Here is a 16,685-nt window from a genome sequence, read left to right on the forward strand (position 1 = left end):
TTTGGCGAACCAAAACCGATGATGGTTTTGGTGCAAATCAAGGTTGGACGAGGGTCTGCTTTCGCAGCCTCAATCGCGGCATTAATCGCTTCAGCGTTATGGCCATCAACCGCAGCAATAACATGCCAGCCGTACGCTTCAAAACGTTTTGGCGTGTCATCAGAGAACCAGCCTTCCACATGACCATCGATAGAGATGCCGTTGTCATCCCAAAACGCAATCAGTTTGCCAAGGCCCAGTGTGCCCGCCAGAGAACACGCCTCGTGCGAGATGCCTTCCATCAAACAACCATCACCCATGAACACATAAGTGAAGTGGTCAACAATGTCGTGACCCGGTTTGTTGAACTGCGCCGCCAGTGCTTTTTCAGCCATCGCCATGCCGACCGCATTGGTAATACCTTGGCCTAGTGGGCCCGTGGTGGTTTCAATGCCCGGCGCGTAACCGTATTCTGGGTGACCCGGTGTTTTTGAGTGCAATTGACGGAAGTTTTTCAAATCATCAATCGACAGCGCGTAACCGCTCAGGTGCAATAAAGAGTAAATCAGCATTGAGCCGTGGCCGTTTGACAGCACAAAACGGTCACGGTCAGCCCATTGTGGGTTTTGTGGGTTATGGTTTAAGTGGCTACGCCAAAGAACTTCAGCGATATCCGCCATACCCATCGGTGCACCAGGGTGACCAGAGTTAGCTTGTTGAACACCGTCCATACTAAGAGCACGGATGGCATTGGCGAGTTCTTTATTAGAAACAAGGTTACGGGAAGACATGTCTGCTCCTGAGTGCATTAAGCGAATTCAAATTAACGGAAATGGGCTGAAAATAGCGCGGCTATTCTCTCAAAGCACTTTTCTCACTGCAAACGTTTTACTGGAGAAATAGTGCTCTTTAGCGCTTATTTTTAGGATAAAAAACCAAACTCCAATTTTTCATCTAAATTTAAGCAAACGTTTGGTTTACAGACAGGCGTAAAAATAACTTGTAATTCGACCATTCAAAACTAGAATAGACGTCTAGATGTAGAAACACCTACATAAACTAATGAATAACGATGGTGAGCGAAGCTTGCCATAGTCCAACGATTAAAAGTGGAGCTCTCATGGTTAAGCACCTGTTTACTTCTGAATCCGTTTCAGAAGGCCATCCAGATAAAATTGCAGACCAAATTTCTGATGCAGTTTTGGATGCGATTCTAGAACAAGACATCAAAGCGCGCGTTGCTTGTGAAACTTACGTGAAAACCGGCATGGTCATGGTTGGTGGTGAAATCACTACCTCTGCATGGGTGGACATTGAAGAGCTTACTCGCCAAACCGTTCGTGAAATTGGTTACGTCAACTCAGAGATGGGTTTCGATGCCAATTCTTGCGCCGTTTTGAATACCATTGGTAAACAGTCACCTGATATCAACCAAGGTGTTGATAAGGCCGATCCTAAAGAACAAGGCGCCGGTGACCAAGGTATTATGTTCGGTTACGCGACCAACGAAACTGAAATCCTGATGCCGGCACCAATCACCTACGCTCACCGCTTGATGCAAAAACAAGCAGAAGTGCGTAAAAATGGCACGCTTTCTTGGCTACGTCCTGATGCAAAATCTCAAGTTACCTTCCAATATGACCAAGGTAAAATTGTCGGAATTGATGCAGTCGTTCTTTCAACGCAACATTGCGACTCTATCTCGACAGCTGACCTACGCGAAGGCGTCATGGAAGAGATCATTAAGCCTGTGTTGCCAGCCGAGTGGCTTAGCAAAGAGACCAAATTCTTCATCAACCCAACCGGTCGTTTTGTGATTGGCGGCCCAATGGGTGACTGTGGTTTAACTGGTCGTAAGATCATTGTTGATACCTACGGCGGCGCAGCGCGTCACGGTGGTGGTGCATTCTCTGGTAAAGATCCATCAAAAGTAGACCGTAGTGCAGCCTACGCGGCGCGTTATGTAGCGAAAAACATCGTAGCGGCAGGCCTTGCTGACCGCTGTGAAATTCAGTTGTCATACGCCATTGGTATCGCAGATCCAACCTCAATCATGGTCGAAACCTTTGGTACTGAAAAAGTATCACAAGAGATCATCATTGAAGCGGTACGCCAGCACTTCGACCTACGCCCATACGGCTTACAAGAAATGCTCAATTTACTGCAACCGATCTACAAGAAAACTGCCGCTTACGGTCACTTCGGCCGTGAAGAGTTTCCTTGGGAAGCGATTGACAAAGCCGCCATCCTGCGTGACTTTGCTGGCTTGAAGTAATTTTCAACCTAGTTTAAATTTGTAAGCCCTTGCTCATTCGCAAGGGCTTTTTTCTAGGAATGAATCTGTGCCTAATTTTGAGCTACATTACCGCGCGCAAGTAAAAGCAAAACAGTGCATCACAACCGCTCGTCACTATTTTCAACACGACTTCCCTATGCCAAATATCAACTATCAGTTGCGGGGAAAGGCGGCAGGTAAGGCTTATTTACAACGTTGGGAAATCAGACTGAATCCAGTGCTGTTTGCTGAAAATCAACGCGCTTTTCTCGATGAAGTGATCCCACATGAAATCGCCCACCTAATTACCTACCAGCGCTATGGTCGTGTTCGTCCACACGGTAAAGAGTGGCAGGCCGTGATGAATCAAGTGTTTCATTTACCAGCCAATACCACTCATCGCTTTGAAGTCTCTTCTGTGCAAGGCAAAACCTTTGAATATCACTGCGCCTGTGCGCATTATCCGCTCACTGTCCGTCGTCACAATAAAGTGATGCGCAATCAAGCCACCTACCGCTGTCAACACTGTGCACAAACGCTCCATTTTACTGGCGTGCAGCTTTCCTAAATAAACTTTGGTTGCTGCTACTTGAATCCACAGCAGTGGTTACACTCATCTGCAATTAACAACAAAAACATCATTTATTATTCTTTAATCTGAGTGTTAGACTAATAAAAACCATACTTATATCAGTCTAAACGATGTCCTATTTTCGCTTATTGCTTGTGAATAGCAGCTTAGCTCTGTTCTCGTTTTGTGCCCTAGCTGCGCCTCCCGCTTCCTTTTCTCAAGCTAAAAAAGAAGCATTGAAAATCTATCATGATCATCCAGTGAGCTTTTACTGCGGTTGTGACATTGCATGGCAAGGTAAGAAAGGCACGCCCGACTTACAAGCTTGTGGTTACCAAGTTCGCAAACAACAAACTCGCGCCAGCCGTATTGAATGGGAACACGTCGTCCCTGCTTGGCAATTTGGCCACCAGCGTCAGTGCTGGCAACAAGGTGGGCGTAAAAATTGCACCAAAAATGATACTATTTTTCGTTCGATGGAAGCTGACCTTCACAACCTGACGCCGGCGATTGGCGAAGTCAACGGCGATCGTTCAAACTACAATTTCAGTCAGTGGAATGGCGTAGAAGGTGAAAGCTATGGCCGTTGTGAAATGCAGGTCGATTTTAAACAACGCAAAGTCATGCCACCCGATAGAGCACGTGGCTCAATTGCTCGTACCTATCTGTACATGAGCCAAAACTATGGCTTTCAGTTATCCAAGTCCCAAACACAACTAATGCAAGCTTGGAATCGCCAATACCCAGCCGATGAGTGGGAATGCAAACGCGATCAGCGAATTGCCAAAGTTCAAGGCAACCACAACTCATTTGTGCAGCAACAGTGCCGTTCATAAGGTACTTTTTATGGGCTATTTTCGTGATTGAAACTCACCCTTGCCCCTTGTTTTTTCAGTGTAAAGCATCCATGTTAATGGCTATTCAACGTCAGGTAGGAACTATCCATGCGTATCCCTAGAATTTATCATCCGACTCCTCTTCAACCCTCAAGCATTATTGCTCTCAATGATGATGCGGCTGGGCATATTGGCCGGGTGTTACGCATGCAAGCGGGCCAAGAAGTACTGCTTTTTGATGGCAGTGGCGCGGAATTCCCAGCGGAAATTACCGAGGTCAGCAAAAAAAATGTGCTGGTCAATGTGTTGAAAAGAGTCGAAAGCAGCTGTGAATCGCCTCTTAATTTACACCTTGGGCAGGTGATCTCGCGTGGAGACAAAATGGAGTTCACCATTCAAAAATCGGTCGAACTTGGCGTCAATACCATCACGCCTTTGATTTCTGAACGTTGCGGCGTGAAATTAGATGCCAAACGTTTTGAGAAAAAACTTGAACAGTGGCAAAAAATTGCAATCAGCGCTTGTGAGCAGTGCGGCCGCAATATAGTGCCGCTGATCCGCCCAATTATGCAATTGGAAGAGTGGTGTGCCGAACCCAGTGATGCGCTCAAGCTCAACTTACATCCACGTGCGAAGTATTCGATTAATACCCTGCCTCAACCCATCAATAAAGTCCGTTTGTTGATTGGCCCTGAAGGGGGCTTATCAGAATCAGAAATTAGCATGACTGAACAGTACCATTTTGAAGAAACCTTGCTAGGCCCACGCGTACTGCGTACTGAAACTGCGGCCTTAACGGCTATTACTGCTCTTCAAGTTCGCTTTGGCGATCTTGGCTAACCGGAGAAAAACAATGATTAAACTTGGTATCGTCATGGACCCTATCTCGTCCATTAACATCAAAAAAGATTCCAGCTTTGCCATGTTGCTAGAAGCGCAGCGTCGTGGTTATGAAATCCACTATATGGAGATGAATGATCTACACTTAGATCAAGGTGTCGCTTTTGCCGATACCAAAGTGGTGACATTGAAAGAAGATCCGAACGGTTGGTATGAGTTTTTATCTGAGCAAACTATTCCACTGGCTGATCTCGATGCAGTGTTGATGCGTAAAGATCCGCCGTTTGACACTGAATATATCTACGCAACCTACATTCTAGAACGAGCAGAAGAAGCAGGAACATTAATCGTCAATAAGCCGCAAAGCTTACGTGACTGCAATGAGAAACTGTTTACGGCATGGTTCCCTGAACTAACGCCAACCACCATAGTGACGCGTAAAGCGGAAAAAATTAAAGCCTTCCGCGCGCAACATGGTGATGTGATTTTAAAACCGTTAGACGGTATGGGCGGGGCATCTATCTTCCGCGTTAAAGAGGGTGATCCAAACGTATCTGTCATTATCGAAACATTAACTAACCACGGCCAAAACTACTGTATGGCGCAAACTTTTGTACCTGACATCAGCAACGGTGATAAACGTATTTTAGTGGTCGATGGTGAACCAATGCCTTACTGCCTAGCGCGAATTCCGGCACAAGGTGAAACCCGTGGCAATTTGGCAGCTGGTGGCCGTGGTGAAGCGCGTCCGCTAAGCGAAACCGATAAAAAAATTGCTCAAACTATTGCTCCAACATTGAAAGAAAAAGGCTTAATCTTTGTCGGACTTGACGTTATTGGCGACAAGCTCACTGAGATCAACGTGACGAGCCCTACGTGTATTCGTGAAATAGAGGCCGCCTTTGATATCTCAATTACCGGTAAGTTGATGGACGCGATTGAGCGTCGAATCAACAAGTCATGCTGAACTGGGCAAACTCTTGCCCAGTAATTTGCGATAGGTTGGAGGCAGTATGAATCTTACAAATCATTTTTTAGTTGCCATGCCAAGTATGAGAGACCCTTACTTCAAGCACAGTGTTATTTACATCTGTGAACACAATGAAGATGGGGCGATGGGCTTGATGATTAATGTGCCGATTGATATCACTGTGGGCGGCATGTTAAACCAAGTCGATGTTGAGCCAAGCTACCCGAAGCTTCAACTTGATAGCCTAAAAAGGCCCGTATTGAATGGCGGTCCTGTTTCTGAAGATCGTGGGTTTATTCTACATCGACCGAAAGATCATTATGAATCCAGCATCCGTATGAGCGATGACATTGCCGTCACCACATCGAAAGATATTTTAGCGGTACTGGGCACGGATGCCGAACCAAGTCACTATCTTGTGGCTCTGGGTTATTCAGGCTGGGAGCCCGGTCAGCTTGAGTTAGAGCTGGCTGAAAATTCTTGGTTAACCATTGAGGCCGATCCAGAGGTTATCTTTAATACGCCCATTCACGATAAGTGGAATCAGGCGATTAAAAAATTCGGTATTGATCCCATCCAACTCTCAGCGCAAGCTGGGCATGCTTAACTTTTACGGCTCTAACCTTTACGGCTCTAACTAGGCTACGCGCCTTTTTAGAGCCTTCGTTACACCATGCAAGATACTGATTATGACATCCAGAACCATTATGGCTTTTGACTTTGGCACCAAAAGCATCGGCAGTGCGATTGGCCAAGAAGTTACAGGCACCGCATCGCCACTTAAAGCCTTTAAAGCCAATGACGGAATTCCACATTGGCAAGAGATCGAAAAGCAGATCAAAGAGTGGCAACCCCATTTATTGGTGGTAGGGCTACCAACAGATTTGCACGGCAAAGCGTTGGAAACCATTACTCCGCGAGCCAAAAAATTTGCGCAGCGTTTACACGGGCGCTTTGGCTTACCCGTTGAGATGCATGACGAACGGCTTTCAACCCGGGAAGCGCGCGCCGACTTATTTGCCATGGGCGGCTACAAAGCACTGAGCAAAGGCAATGTCGATTGCCAATCAGCTGTAGTGATCTTAGAGAGCTGGTTTGAAGCGCAATGGGGCGCGTAACTTAACTTTAATACAGCGGTGCAACACAATCCCGAATCGAGTTCGGGATTGTTCGTCTTGAACTGCGACTATTCCATATCAATCTGCACGTTATCCAATGTGCCACTGCTGAGCCCTTCGCCACGCTTTGTTTTTAACATTAAACGTAAATCATTGGCGGAGTCGGCGCTGTGCAGTGCATCTTGTTCACTGATTTTCTCATCAACAACCAGTTGATACAGTGCTTGGTCAAAAGTCTGCATCCCCACTTCTTGTGATTTGCCCATCGTCGCTTTCAATTCGTGCAGATCACCGCGGCGGATCAAATCGGAAATTCGAGGACTATTGAGTAAAATCTCAAACACCCCATGTCGTCCCTTGCCATTTTTATCGCGGAGCAACTGTTGCCCAACGACACCTCTGAGGTTCATCGACAGATCAAATAAAAACTGCTCTTTTTGCTCTTTAGGGACCAAATGCAAAATTCGTTCAAGCGCTTGGTTAGCATTGTTAGCATGCAGCGTTGCCATACATAAATGACCGGTTTCGGCAAAGGTCATCGCATATTCCATCGTTTCACGTGAACGGATCTCACCAATTAAAATCATATCAGGAGCTTGGCGTAGCGAATTTTTTAGCGCTACTTCGTAACTCTCGGTATCCAACCCCACTTCTCGCTGGGTCACAATACAACGCTGATGCTCATGCACAAACTCAATCGGGTCTTCCACCGTTAAAATATGCCCAGTTCGGTGCGAGTTACGATAACCCGTCATGGCCGCCATGGTGGTCGATTTGCCCGACCCCGTCGCGCCAACCACCAGCACCAGCCCACGCTTTGCAATCGAAAGATCTTGCAACACGCCCGGTAACTTTAATTCTTCAAAGGTGGGAATATGAGTTTCAATGCGGCGGATCACTGCACCGGGCAGCTCGCGCTGGAAAAAAGCACTGACACGAAAGCGGCCTATCTTTCTCACCACTGCAAAATTGGCTTCACGTGTACGTTGAAATTCACGGCGGCGATCCTCATCCATCATGGCATCTAACAACGCCAGCACCTGCGTTTGGGATAACTTTTCGCCGTGAGCTCTTAACTCACCATCGACGCGAAATAACACTGGCGCTCCTACGGTGAGGTACAAGTCGGAAGCTTTTTGAGTCAACATACCCTCAAGACATTGGTTCAGTTCCATGAGTTCTCTCTTAAAATGGTGATGAATTGACTTCCAGTTTTTTCTGCACTTCTTCTTGATCGACAATACCTTGCGCAATCAACTGTTTAGAATTCTGTTCCATGGTTTGCATGCCATGCGCCGCACCCGTTTGGATGATGGAGTACATCTGCGCAACCTTATCCTCGCGGATCAAGTTACGAATAGCTGGAGTGGCAAGCATAATTTCATGACACGCGACGCGGCCCCCACCTAAACGTTTTAGCAGCTTTTGCGCAATCACTGCTCGCAATGATTCAGAGAGCATTGAACGAACCATCTCTTTATCACTACCGGGGAAAACATCAATGATCCGGTCGATAGTTTTCGCCGCAGAGCTGGTATGTAACGTGCCAAACACTAAATGCCCGGTTTCAGCCGCGGTTAACGCTAAGCTGATGGTTTCTTGATCGCGCAGCTCACCGACTAAGATTACATCCGGATCTTCGCGCAGCGCCGAGCGTAGCGCCGCTTTAAAACTGTGGGTATCTCGGTGCACTTCACGTTGGTTAACCAAACATTTATTGTTGCTATGCACAAACTCAATGGGGTCTTCAATGGTTAAAATGTGTTTGTTGTGATGAGAATTAATGTAATCAACCATTGCTGCCAGTGTGGTCGATTTACCCGACCCTGTTGGCCCAGTCACCAGCACCAATCCTTTCTCATAATTGGCGATTTTATTAAAAATGTCAGGCGCTTGTAGTTCTTCCAAGGTTGGGATCACCGTTGGAATCGTCCGGAAAACCGCAGAGCAGCCACGAGATTGATGGAAAGCATTGACACGAAAACGCCCTACATTAGGCAGCTCAAATGAGAAATCCACTTCCAGTTTCTCTTCAAATTCACTACGCTGAGCATCGTTCATGATCTCAAAAATCAAACGATGCACGTCAGCATGAGTAAAAGCAGGCACTCCGAGCTTTCTTACTTCACCATCTATCCGTACCATAGGTGGAACACCTGCAGATAGGTGTAGATCCGAAGCGTTGTGCTTTACACTAAAATCCAGTAGCTCAGCGATATCCATTTAATTTCCTTAGTAAAGTCAGGCTATGAGTAGTATTCAACAAAACATTGAACAGATCACTTCACAAATTGAAAGTGCACAACAAAAGTGTGGACGCGCTCGAGAGAGAGTGCAACTTTTAGCGGTCAGTAAGACCAAACCTGTCGAGGCGATTCTAGAAGCGGCGCGCGCTGGGCAACGTTTATTTGGTGAAAACTATGTGCAAGAGGGCGCGGATAAAGTTCAATACTTCAATACCTTGCACCCCGAACTGGATTTAGAATGGCACTTTATCGGCCCAATTCAGTCCAATAAATCGCGCATTGTGGCCGAGAACTTTGCTTGGGTGCATACGGTGGATCGAAGTAAAATTGCCCAGCGTTTAAATGATCAACGCCCAGCGGGCATGCCACCACTACAGGTCTTGATTCAAGTCAACACCAGCGGTGAAAGCTCGAAATCGGGCATTAGTGAACACGAAATAGTTGAGTTGGCAGAGTTGATATCCGCGCTACCCAACCTCACGTTAAGAGGACTGATGTCTATTCCTGAGAATGTCCCCGATTACGCTGCGCAACTTGCCGCATTTCAAAAACTGGCGAGCTTACAAGCGCAATTGTCTGAACGTTTTTCAGGGTTAGATACGCTCTCAATGGGCATGAGTGGTGACATGCAAGCGGCGATTGAAGCTGGTAGCACTATGGTGAGGATCGGCACCGCTATTTTTGGTGCGCGTGATTACGCTTAGCACTGGCTTAACTATCAACCACATAATAATCAATCAGCGACAAGCAATTAGAGGTCAGCAGATGCAGCAGAGAAACATCACTTTTATCGGTGCAGGCAATATGGCCAAAGCAATTATTGCAGGCTTAGTCGCCAGCGGTTATCCAGCTGATAGAATTACCGCGACCGCACCGTCAGAAACAAGACGCAAACCACTGGAAAGTGCTTATGGCATTCACACCACCAGCGATAATCTTGCCGCAGCGCAGCAAGCCGATGTGGTGGTACTGGCGGTCAAACCGCAGTTGATGGCCAGTGTCTGTCAACCTTTGCAATCCATTGATTTTAGAAATAAGTTGGTGATCTCCATTGCAGCAGGTGTTTCTGCGGCGCGCCTTAATGAGATGCTGGCGACCGAACTGCAACTAGTACGCGCCATGCCCAATACACCTTCGCTGATCAATCGAGGCATGAGCGGTCTATTTGCCACTCCAAGCGTATCAGAGCAAGACAAACGCTTTACCGCACAATTGCTACAAGCCGTTGGTGAAGTGTGCTGGGTTGAAAACGAGTCCGCCATTAATGGCATCATCGCCGCCGCAGGCAGTGCGCCTGCCTACTTCTTTTTGTTTATAGAAGCGATGCAAAATGAAGCCATCGCTCAAGGCTTTGATAAAGAAACGGCCCGTTTGTTAGTACAACAAGCGGCGTTAGGCGCAGCCGAAATGGTGGTGGCAAACCCTGATATTGAACTCTCGACATTGCGTGAACAAGTGACCTCCAAAGGCGGCACCACCGCCGAGGCGATTCGCACCTTTAACGAGCATCAACTTGCCAATATCGTTGCACAAGCGATGCAAGCGGCCGTAACTCGTGCACAAGAAATGGAAAAACTGTTTTAATCCTAGTGGCGTTTCACTAAGCTATAGCGCAAAAGCGCAAACGACACTCTACTCATATTAAGGGCTAGCTATGAATTCAATGAGTTTTTTGATCTCCACCCTGTTTGATCTGTACATCATGGTCGTAATTTTACGTATCTGGTTACAAGCAGCGCGTGCCGATTTCTATAACCCATTCTCCCAGTTTATCGTCAAAGCAACGCAACCTGTGGTTGGCCCACTGCGCCGCGCGATTCCATCCATTGGTAGCCTAGATTTGGCCACGGTTCTCTTTGCGTACGTGCTGTGCGTATTGAAATTTATTGCCTTAATGCTGGTGGCATCAGGTGGTGCGGTTAGTTTTAGCGTCTACTTTTTATTCTTAGGCTTACTCTCGTTAGTCAAAGCCGCTGGCGGTTTACTGTTCTGGGTGCTGTTGATCCGCGCTATTCTAAGTTGGGTTAGCCAAGGCCGCAGCCCGATTGAATACGTATTTCATCAATTAACCGAGCCGATGCTTGCGCCGATCCGCCGTATCCTACCAGCGATGGGTGGTTTTGATTTAAGTGTATTGGTGCTGTTTATTGTGCTGCAGTTTGCTAACTTCCTAATGGGCGATTTTATTGGCCCAGTATGGTATCAGTTGTAATGTCATCTGCTGTTTGGCAAGAGGGAGAGGATCTAATCCTCAAACTCTACATCCAACCCAAAGCAAGCCGCGATAGTATCGTCGGCTTACATGGTGAGGAGCTCAAAATTGCCATCACCGCACCGCCTGTTGATGGCAAAGCCAACGCGCATTTAACCAAATTCTTGGCCAAACAATTTAAAGTCGCCAAAGGTTTAATCGAGATAGAAAAAGGGGAATTGGGACGTCATAAACAAGTCCGAATTCATTCACCTCAAGTGATACCAGAGCCGATTGAAGCCATCTTGTGATGGCTTTTTATTTAGCCCACTCTGTTTTGTAAGGAGCACCACATGCGTAAATGGATGATAGCGTTTGTTATAGCCTTTATTTCGCTACCCACACTCGCCGAGCAGTTTCAAACCATCAAGAATGTTGAAGTTCACTACTCAGCTTTCAACTCAACATTTTTAACGCCACAAGTGGCGCGCAGTTATCAGTTAAAACGTAATGGTTACTCGGCTATTTTAAACATCAGCGTATTAGATAACTCGGCCTTAGGTAAACCAGCTATGGAAGCGACACTCAAAGGCAATGCGAAAAACCTAATCGGTCAGGTACGTGAACTTGAATTTAAACAATTCAAAGAGGGCAACGCGATTTATTACCTCGCTGAATTCCCCATTACCAATGAAGAGAATTTGAGTTTTGACATTGAGGTTGATGCGGGCTTAAAAGGCACCGGTAAGCTTAAATTTACCCAAAAATTCTACGTCGAAGAATAGAGAAACAGCACAATGAAAAAAATAGTATTAGCCACAGGAAACCAAGGCAAAGTGCGCGAAATGGCTGATCTGCTGGTTGATTTCGGTTTTGATGTGGTGGCGCAAACAGAATTAAACGTCCCAGAAGCCGAGGAAACTGGCACCACCTTTATTGAGAATGCGATCATCAAAGCACGACATGCTGCCAAAATCACTGGCTTACCTGCGATTGCCGATGACTCCGGCTTAGAAGTGGATTATCTGCAAGGTGCTCCGGGGATTTACTCGGCGCGCTACGCTGGTGAAAATGCCAGTGACCAACAAAACCTAGAAAAATTATTAGCTGCGATGGAAGGCGTACCAGACGAACAACGCACCGCTCGTTTTCATTGCGTGCTGGTTTTCATGCGTCACGAAAATGACCCAACACCATTGGTCTGCCATGGTACGTGGCAAGGTCGCATCTTGCACCAAGCTCACGGCAGTAACGGTTTTGGTTATGATCCGATCTTCTTTGTCCCTGAAGATAACTGCGCTTCAGCTGAACTGCTACCTGCACGTAAAAAGCAGCTTTCACATCGTGGCAAAGCGCTAAAAATGCTATTTAAAACCTTAAGCGAGCAAAATTCATAATGTTGCAACCACCCGCGCTGAGTTTGTACGTGCACATCCCGTGGTGTGTACAAAAATGCCCCTATTGTGATTTTAACTCTCACGCGCTAAAGCACGATATTCCTGAACGTGAATACATTGATGCGCTATTGGAGGATCTCGATACCGATATCGCCAAATACCGCCTTGCAGACCATCCTCGCCCATTGCATTCCATTTTTATTGGCGGTGGTACACCGAGTCTTTTTTCTGCTGAAGGTATTGCTCGCCTGCTGCAAGGCATTGAAGCGCGTCTTGCGTTTAAGCCTGGGATTGAAATCACCATGGAGGCCAACCCGGGCACGGTAGAAGCTGACCGTTTTGTTGGATATCGACAAGCAGGGGTGACGCGCATCTCGATTGGTGTACAAAGTTTTGAGCCACAAAAACTGGCACGTTTAGGGCGAATTCATGGTCAGCAAGAAGCGGTTAATGCCGCTCAATTAGCTCATCAAATTGGCTTAAACAGCTTCAACTTAGATTTGATGCATGGCTTACCCGATCAAAACTGTGAACAAGCGCTGGCCGATTTAGACAAAGCGATTGCACTAAACCCACCTCATCTTTCTTGGTATCAACTGACCATTGAACCTAATACGGTTTTCTACTTTAAACCGCCTACTTTGCCAGATGATGACGCACTGTGGGATATTTTTGAGCTGGGTCACCAAAAATTGGCCGCCGCTGGGTACGTGCAGTATGAAATTTCTGGCTATAGCAAGCCCGGCTATCAATGCCAACACAACTTAAATTACTGGCGCTTTGGTGATTATCTGGGGATTGGTTGTGGCGCGCATGGCAAGCTCAGCTTTAACGATGGGCGTATTGTACGCACCACTAAGGTGAAGCATCCGCGTGGCTATCTCAATTTACTCAAACCTTACTTGGATGACGAATTTGAAGTCGCCGCTGCGGATCGCCCTTTTGAATTCTTCATGAACCGCTTTCGCTTGATGGAACCTTGTCCGAAACAAGACTTTGTTGAAACAACTGGATTAAGTTTAAGCGTGATTCAACCAACGATAGATTGGGCACTAGCCGAACACTATTTAACGCAAACCGAAAGTCACTGGCAAATCACAGAAAAAGGAAAACTGTTTCTTAATGACTTGCTCGAAGCCTTTATGGCTGACGACTAAAAAGATAAACCCAACAGAGATTGGCTAACCTAATCGGTAGCCAATCTTTTGCCAAAAACACGGGCTGTCAGAAAATATTGAACTTAAAAGATAGAGCGACCAATACGCTCAGCCAAGAGTTCTAACATCTTAGTGCCCGCTAAAGAATTACCTGACGCATCAAGCTCTGGCGACCAAACCGCAATCGTCATCTCCCCAGGAACAACAGCAATAATACCGCCACCTACGCCCGATTTACCCGGCATGCCAACACGATAAGCGAACTCTCCTGCGCCATCATACAAACCGCAAGTCGCCAATAAGGCATTGATCTGCTTACTTTGTGTCGGCGTTACTATCGCTTCCTTGGTATGCACGGACACCCCTTTATTCGCCAGATAACTGAAGGTTTTCGCTAATTGAACACAGCTCATTTTAAGTGAACAAGCGTGAAAATAGTTGTGCAGGACCGGGATAACGTCATTATCGAAATTACCAAACGATCGCATCAAATAGGCGATGGCAGCATTGCGATCGCTGTGCATCATTTCTGAAGCCGCTACCACTTTGTCGTATACGATGCCCTCTTCACCAGACAACTGACGTACAAACTCCAGTAAGCGCTGCCGAGGGGCTGATAAACGGCTATGCAGCATATCCGCCACCACAATAGCTCCAGCATTGATAAAAGGGTTACGCGGAATGCCCTGCTCCATTTCAAGCTGGATCATCGAATTAAACGCTTGGCCTGAAGGCTCTTTTCCGACACGAAGCCATAGCTCTTCTGGTTTATAAAGCATCATAGCAAGCGTTAAGCTCAAAGCTTTAGAGATGGATTGAATTGAAAATCCTTCCGTGGCATCTCCAGCCGAAATCACTTCACCTTGATTGGTGTAAACCGCGATCGCCAGCTTGTTATTCGGTACTTTGGCTAAAGCAGGAATGTAATCGGCGACTTTTCCTTTGCCGATCAGTGGGCGAACCTCACACAAAATATCAGCAAGTAGATTGGGTGTTAGCTTCATGGGTGACTTTACCTCGGGTGAGAAATGTTTTTCTCTATTTTTATAATGATTTTCGTAGGGCGCTAAGGCCGAAAAAGCCAACATTACAACAATGTTGGCTTTTCTTTAATCGCTAATTTTGTTGCAGCAACAAAAGTGAGTCGTTACGCGGTGCGTTTATATTTTATATCCCACACACCATGACCTAAACGGTGACCACGCGCTTCAAATTTAGTCAAAGGACGCTCTTCTGGACGAGGAATATAGTCACCTTCTGCGGCAATATTGGCAAAGCCCGGCGCTTGATTCATCACTTCAATCATATGCTCAGCGTAGTTTTCCCAATCGGTCGCCATATGAAAGATACCCTCTTCCATTTTTAGTTTTTGACGCACCATTTCCGCAAATTCTAACTGCACAATACGGCGCTTGTGGTGACGTTTTTTGTGCCAAGGATCAGGGAAGAACAGTTGCAGTGTATGCAGGCTACCATCAGGGATCATGTGTTCAAACACTTCCACTGCATCATGGCACATCACGCGTAAATTAGTCACGCCAGCATCACGAGCGGCTGACAAACAGGCGCCAACACCTGGGCTATGCACTTCAATACCAAAGAAGTTTTTTTGCGGTGCATTTTTAGCCATTTCAACTAATGAAGCGCCCATACCAAAACCGATTTCTAAAACCACCGGGTTATCGTTACCAAAAACCGCCGCCCAATCGAGCAATTGTGGCTGGAAATCAATACCCATTGTTGGCCAACATTCATTCATTGCCGCTTCTTGGCCTTTAGTTAATCGACCCTCACGACGAACGAAACTACGGATTCGACGCAGTATTTTGCCTTCTTCGGTATATTCGTTGGTGGTTACTTCACTCATTGATCTTGCCTGCACATTGATTAATCAAAGCGGGGATTATCCAAAGAATTATTCTCGGTGCAAGTGTTATCGAAATAAACTTGTTGGATAAATCCACACAATTTGTCCGTTTTACAACGTCACATTTATGTGGTGCAATTTTGCTCCACTAAAACTATAAACCAAAGAGCCTGTCGTGACACCTTTCGCTAACGCCATTTTAAAATGGTATGACGCCTATGGGCGCAAACATTTGCCGTGGCAACAAAACAAAACGGCCTACAGCGTTTGGCTGTCGGAAATTATGCTCCAACAAACTCAAGTCGCCACGGTGATCCCTTATTTCGAACGCTTCATGCAACGCTTTCCAACCGTGATTGATTTGGCCAATGCAGAACAAGACGAGGTACTGCACCTATGGACCGGCCTTGGTTATTACGCACGTGCGCGCAATCTACACAAAGCAGCCAAAATAGTGGCCAGCGAATATGGCGGTGAGTTTCCCCTTGATATCGAACAGATGAATGCTCTACCGGGTATTGGCCGCTCAACCGCTGCGGCGGTGCTTTCTTCGGTTTATAAGCAGCCGCACGCCATTTTAGATGGTAACGTAAAGCGTACTTTAGCCCGCTGCTTTGCTGTCGAAGGCTGGCCGGGGCAAAAAAAGGTTGAAACTCAGTTGTGGCAACATGCCGAACAAAATACGCCAGCGCAAGATGTTGATAAATATAACCAAGCCATGATGGATATGGGGGCGATGGTCTGCACACGCAGCAAACCGAAATGCACGCTCTGCCCAGTTGAATCTTTTTGCATCGCCAATAAACAAAATAACCCACTCGATTATCCGGGCAAAAAACCAAAAACAGACAAACCAACCAAACAAACTTGGTTTGTGATGCTGCACCATAACCATCAAGTATGGTTAGAACAGCGCCCTCAAAGTGGAATTTGGGGTGGATTATTTTGCTTCCCTGAAAACCCCAATAGCGCCATCGAAGATCAACTTGATCACAGAGCCATCAAAGAGAGCGCTATCCGCTCTATTCGCCCACTCATCGCTTTTCGCCACACGTTTAGCCATTATCATTTAGAGATCACACCGATCTTGGTGGAGTTATCTCAACAACCGAACATCATCATGGAAGCAAGCAAAGGTCTTTGGTATAACTTAGCCCAACCGGAACAAATCGGCTTAGCCGCTCCTGTAAAACAGTTGCTAGAAAGCCTTCCATTTGAAATTAACCCTTAAAACACCG

At 46.5% G+C, this 16,685-nt stretch carries 19 protein-coding genes and 1 pseudogene; 15 read left to right on the forward strand and 5 right to left on the reverse strand.

Features of this window, described 5'->3' with window-relative positions:
- A pseudogene (locus tag AACT18_RS08430) lies at positions 1–770 on the reverse strand (transketolase family protein); the annotation flags it as partial.
- Between the two features lie 329 nt (positions 771–1,099).
- On the opposite strand from AACT18_RS08430, the gene metK reads away from it, so the two are divergent.
- The 7 genes from metK (at position 1,100) to ruvX (ending at position 6,589) form a co-directional block, all read left to right on the forward strand.
- Positions 1,100–2,254, forward strand: coding sequence for a methionine adenosyltransferase (gene metK / locus AACT18_RS08435; protein WP_029189916.1), 1,155 nt, complete (start codon positions 1,100–1,102; stop codon positions 2,252–2,254).
- Positions 2,255–2,321: 67 nt separating this feature from the next.
- Positions 2,322–2,822, forward strand: coding sequence for a SprT family zinc-dependent metalloprotease (locus tag AACT18_RS08440; protein WP_013857812.1), 501 nt, complete (start codon positions 2,322–2,324; stop codon positions 2,820–2,822).
- 134 nt (positions 2,823–2,956) lie between these two features.
- A complete protein-coding gene (locus AACT18_RS08445) occupies positions 2,957–3,661 on the forward strand; it encodes an endonuclease (RefSeq protein WP_094124573.1) in 705 nt (234 codons plus the stop codon).
- Between the two features lie 108 nt (positions 3,662–3,769).
- The gene (rsmE, locus tag AACT18_RS08450; protein WP_013857814.1) at positions 3,770–4,501 is read left to right on the forward strand and encodes a 16S rRNA (uracil(1498)-N(3))-methyltransferase; all 732 of its coding nucleotides are present in this window, start codon (positions 3,770–3,772) and stop codon (positions 4,499–4,501) included.
- 13 nt (positions 4,502–4,514) lie between these two features.
- Positions 4,515–5,468 carry a glutathione synthase gene (gene gshB / locus AACT18_RS08455; RefSeq protein ID WP_040122940.1) on the forward strand — a complete coding sequence of 318 codons (954 nt, stop codon included), beginning with the start codon at positions 4,515–4,517 and terminating at the stop codon, positions 5,466–5,468.
- Positions 5,469–5,514: 46 nt separating this feature from the next.
- Complete coding sequence (locus tag AACT18_RS08460) at positions 5,515–6,078, forward strand: YqgE/AlgH family protein (protein WP_010320649.1); 564 nt, start codon at positions 5,515–5,517, stop codon at positions 6,076–6,078.
- A gap of 82 nt (positions 6,079–6,160) precedes the next feature.
- On the forward strand, positions 6,161–6,589 hold the full coding sequence (gene ruvX / locus AACT18_RS08465; RefSeq protein ID WP_010320648.1) for a Holliday junction resolvase RuvX: 429 nt from the start codon (positions 6,161–6,163) through the stop codon (positions 6,587–6,589).
- A gap of 68 nt (positions 6,590–6,657) precedes the next feature.
- On the opposite strand, the gene AACT18_RS08470 is transcribed toward ruvX, so the two are convergent.
- The gene (locus tag AACT18_RS08470; protein WP_017043050.1) at positions 6,658–7,764 is read right to left on the reverse strand and encodes a PilT/PilU family type 4a pilus ATPase; all 1,107 of its coding nucleotides are present in this window, start codon (positions 7,762–7,764) and stop codon (positions 6,658–6,660) included.
- Positions 7,765–7,774: 10 nt separating this feature from the next.
- Positions 7,775–8,812: a type IV pilus twitching motility protein PilT gene (locus tag AACT18_RS08475; RefSeq protein WP_013857819.1), complete on the reverse strand. Its 1,038-nt coding sequence runs from the start codon at positions 8,810–8,812 to the stop codon at positions 7,775–7,777.
- 25 nt (positions 8,813–8,837) lie between these two features.
- On the opposite strand from AACT18_RS08475, the gene AACT18_RS08480 reads away from it, so the two are divergent.
- The 7 genes from AACT18_RS08480 (at position 8,838) to hemW (ending at position 13,580) form a co-directional block, all read left to right on the forward strand.
- On the forward strand, positions 8,838–9,539 hold the full coding sequence (locus AACT18_RS08480) for a YggS family pyridoxal phosphate-dependent enzyme (protein WP_064624330.1): 702 nt from the start codon (positions 8,838–8,840) through the stop codon (positions 9,537–9,539).
- A gap of 61 nt (positions 9,540–9,600) precedes the next feature.
- The gene (gene proC / locus AACT18_RS08485; RefSeq protein WP_094124572.1) at positions 9,601–10,419 is read left to right on the forward strand and encodes a pyrroline-5-carboxylate reductase; all 819 of its coding nucleotides are present in this window, start codon (positions 9,601–9,603) and stop codon (positions 10,417–10,419) included.
- A gap of 70 nt (positions 10,420–10,489) precedes the next feature.
- A complete protein-coding gene (locus AACT18_RS08490; protein ID WP_010320643.1) occupies positions 10,490–11,047 on the forward strand; it encodes a YggT family protein in 558 nt (185 codons plus the stop codon).
- The gene (gene yggU, locus AACT18_RS08495; RefSeq protein WP_026028959.1) at positions 11,047–11,337 is read left to right on the forward strand and encodes a DUF167 family protein YggU; all 291 of its coding nucleotides are present in this window, start codon (positions 11,047–11,049) and stop codon (positions 11,335–11,337) included. Before AACT18_RS08490 ends, yggU begins: the two co-directional genes overlap by 1 nt.
- Before the next feature lie 42 nt (positions 11,338–11,379).
- Positions 11,380–11,811: a DUF4426 domain-containing protein gene (locus tag AACT18_RS08500; protein ID WP_013857823.1), complete on the forward strand. Its 432-nt coding sequence runs from the start codon at positions 11,380–11,382 to the stop codon at positions 11,809–11,811.
- 12 nt (positions 11,812–11,823) lie between these two features.
- Entirely contained in the window at positions 11,824–12,423 is a 600-nt protein-coding gene (locus AACT18_RS08505) for an XTP/dITP diphosphatase (protein WP_017042394.1), read from the forward strand.
- Positions 12,423–13,580: a radical SAM family heme chaperone HemW gene (hemW, locus tag AACT18_RS08510; RefSeq protein WP_094124571.1), complete on the forward strand. Its 1,158-nt coding sequence runs from the start codon at positions 12,423–12,425 to the stop codon at positions 13,578–13,580. The genes AACT18_RS08505 and hemW overlap by 1 nt, the downstream gene beginning before the upstream one ends.
- A gap of 83 nt (positions 13,581–13,663) precedes the next feature.
- Here hemW and glsB read toward each other — a convergent pair whose 3' ends face one another.
- Positions 13,664–14,584: a glutaminase B gene (glsB, locus tag AACT18_RS08515; RefSeq protein ID WP_026028230.1), complete on the reverse strand. Its 921-nt coding sequence runs from the start codon at positions 14,582–14,584 to the stop codon at positions 13,664–13,666.
- A 143-nt stretch (positions 14,585–14,727) separates the two neighbouring features.
- Positions 14,728–15,447, reverse strand: coding sequence for a tRNA (guanosine(46)-N7)-methyltransferase TrmB (gene trmB, locus AACT18_RS08520; RefSeq protein ID WP_026027213.1), 720 nt, complete (start codon positions 15,445–15,447; stop codon positions 14,728–14,730).
- Between the two features lie 175 nt (positions 15,448–15,622).
- Here trmB and mutY point away from each other — a divergent pair, with 175 nt between their 5' ends.
- Positions 15,623–16,678 carry an A/G-specific adenine glycosylase gene (gene mutY, locus AACT18_RS08525; protein WP_013857828.1) on the forward strand — a complete coding sequence of 352 codons (1,056 nt, stop codon included), beginning with the start codon at positions 15,623–15,625 and terminating at the stop codon, positions 16,676–16,678.
- The last annotated feature ends 7 nt before the right edge of the window (positions 16,679–16,685 follow it).

The organism is Vibrio sp. V04_P4A5T148 (genome assembly GCF_963875605.1).
Classification (GTDB): domain Bacteria; phylum Pseudomonadota; class Gammaproteobacteria; order Enterobacterales; family Vibrionaceae; genus Vibrio; species Vibrio anguillarum.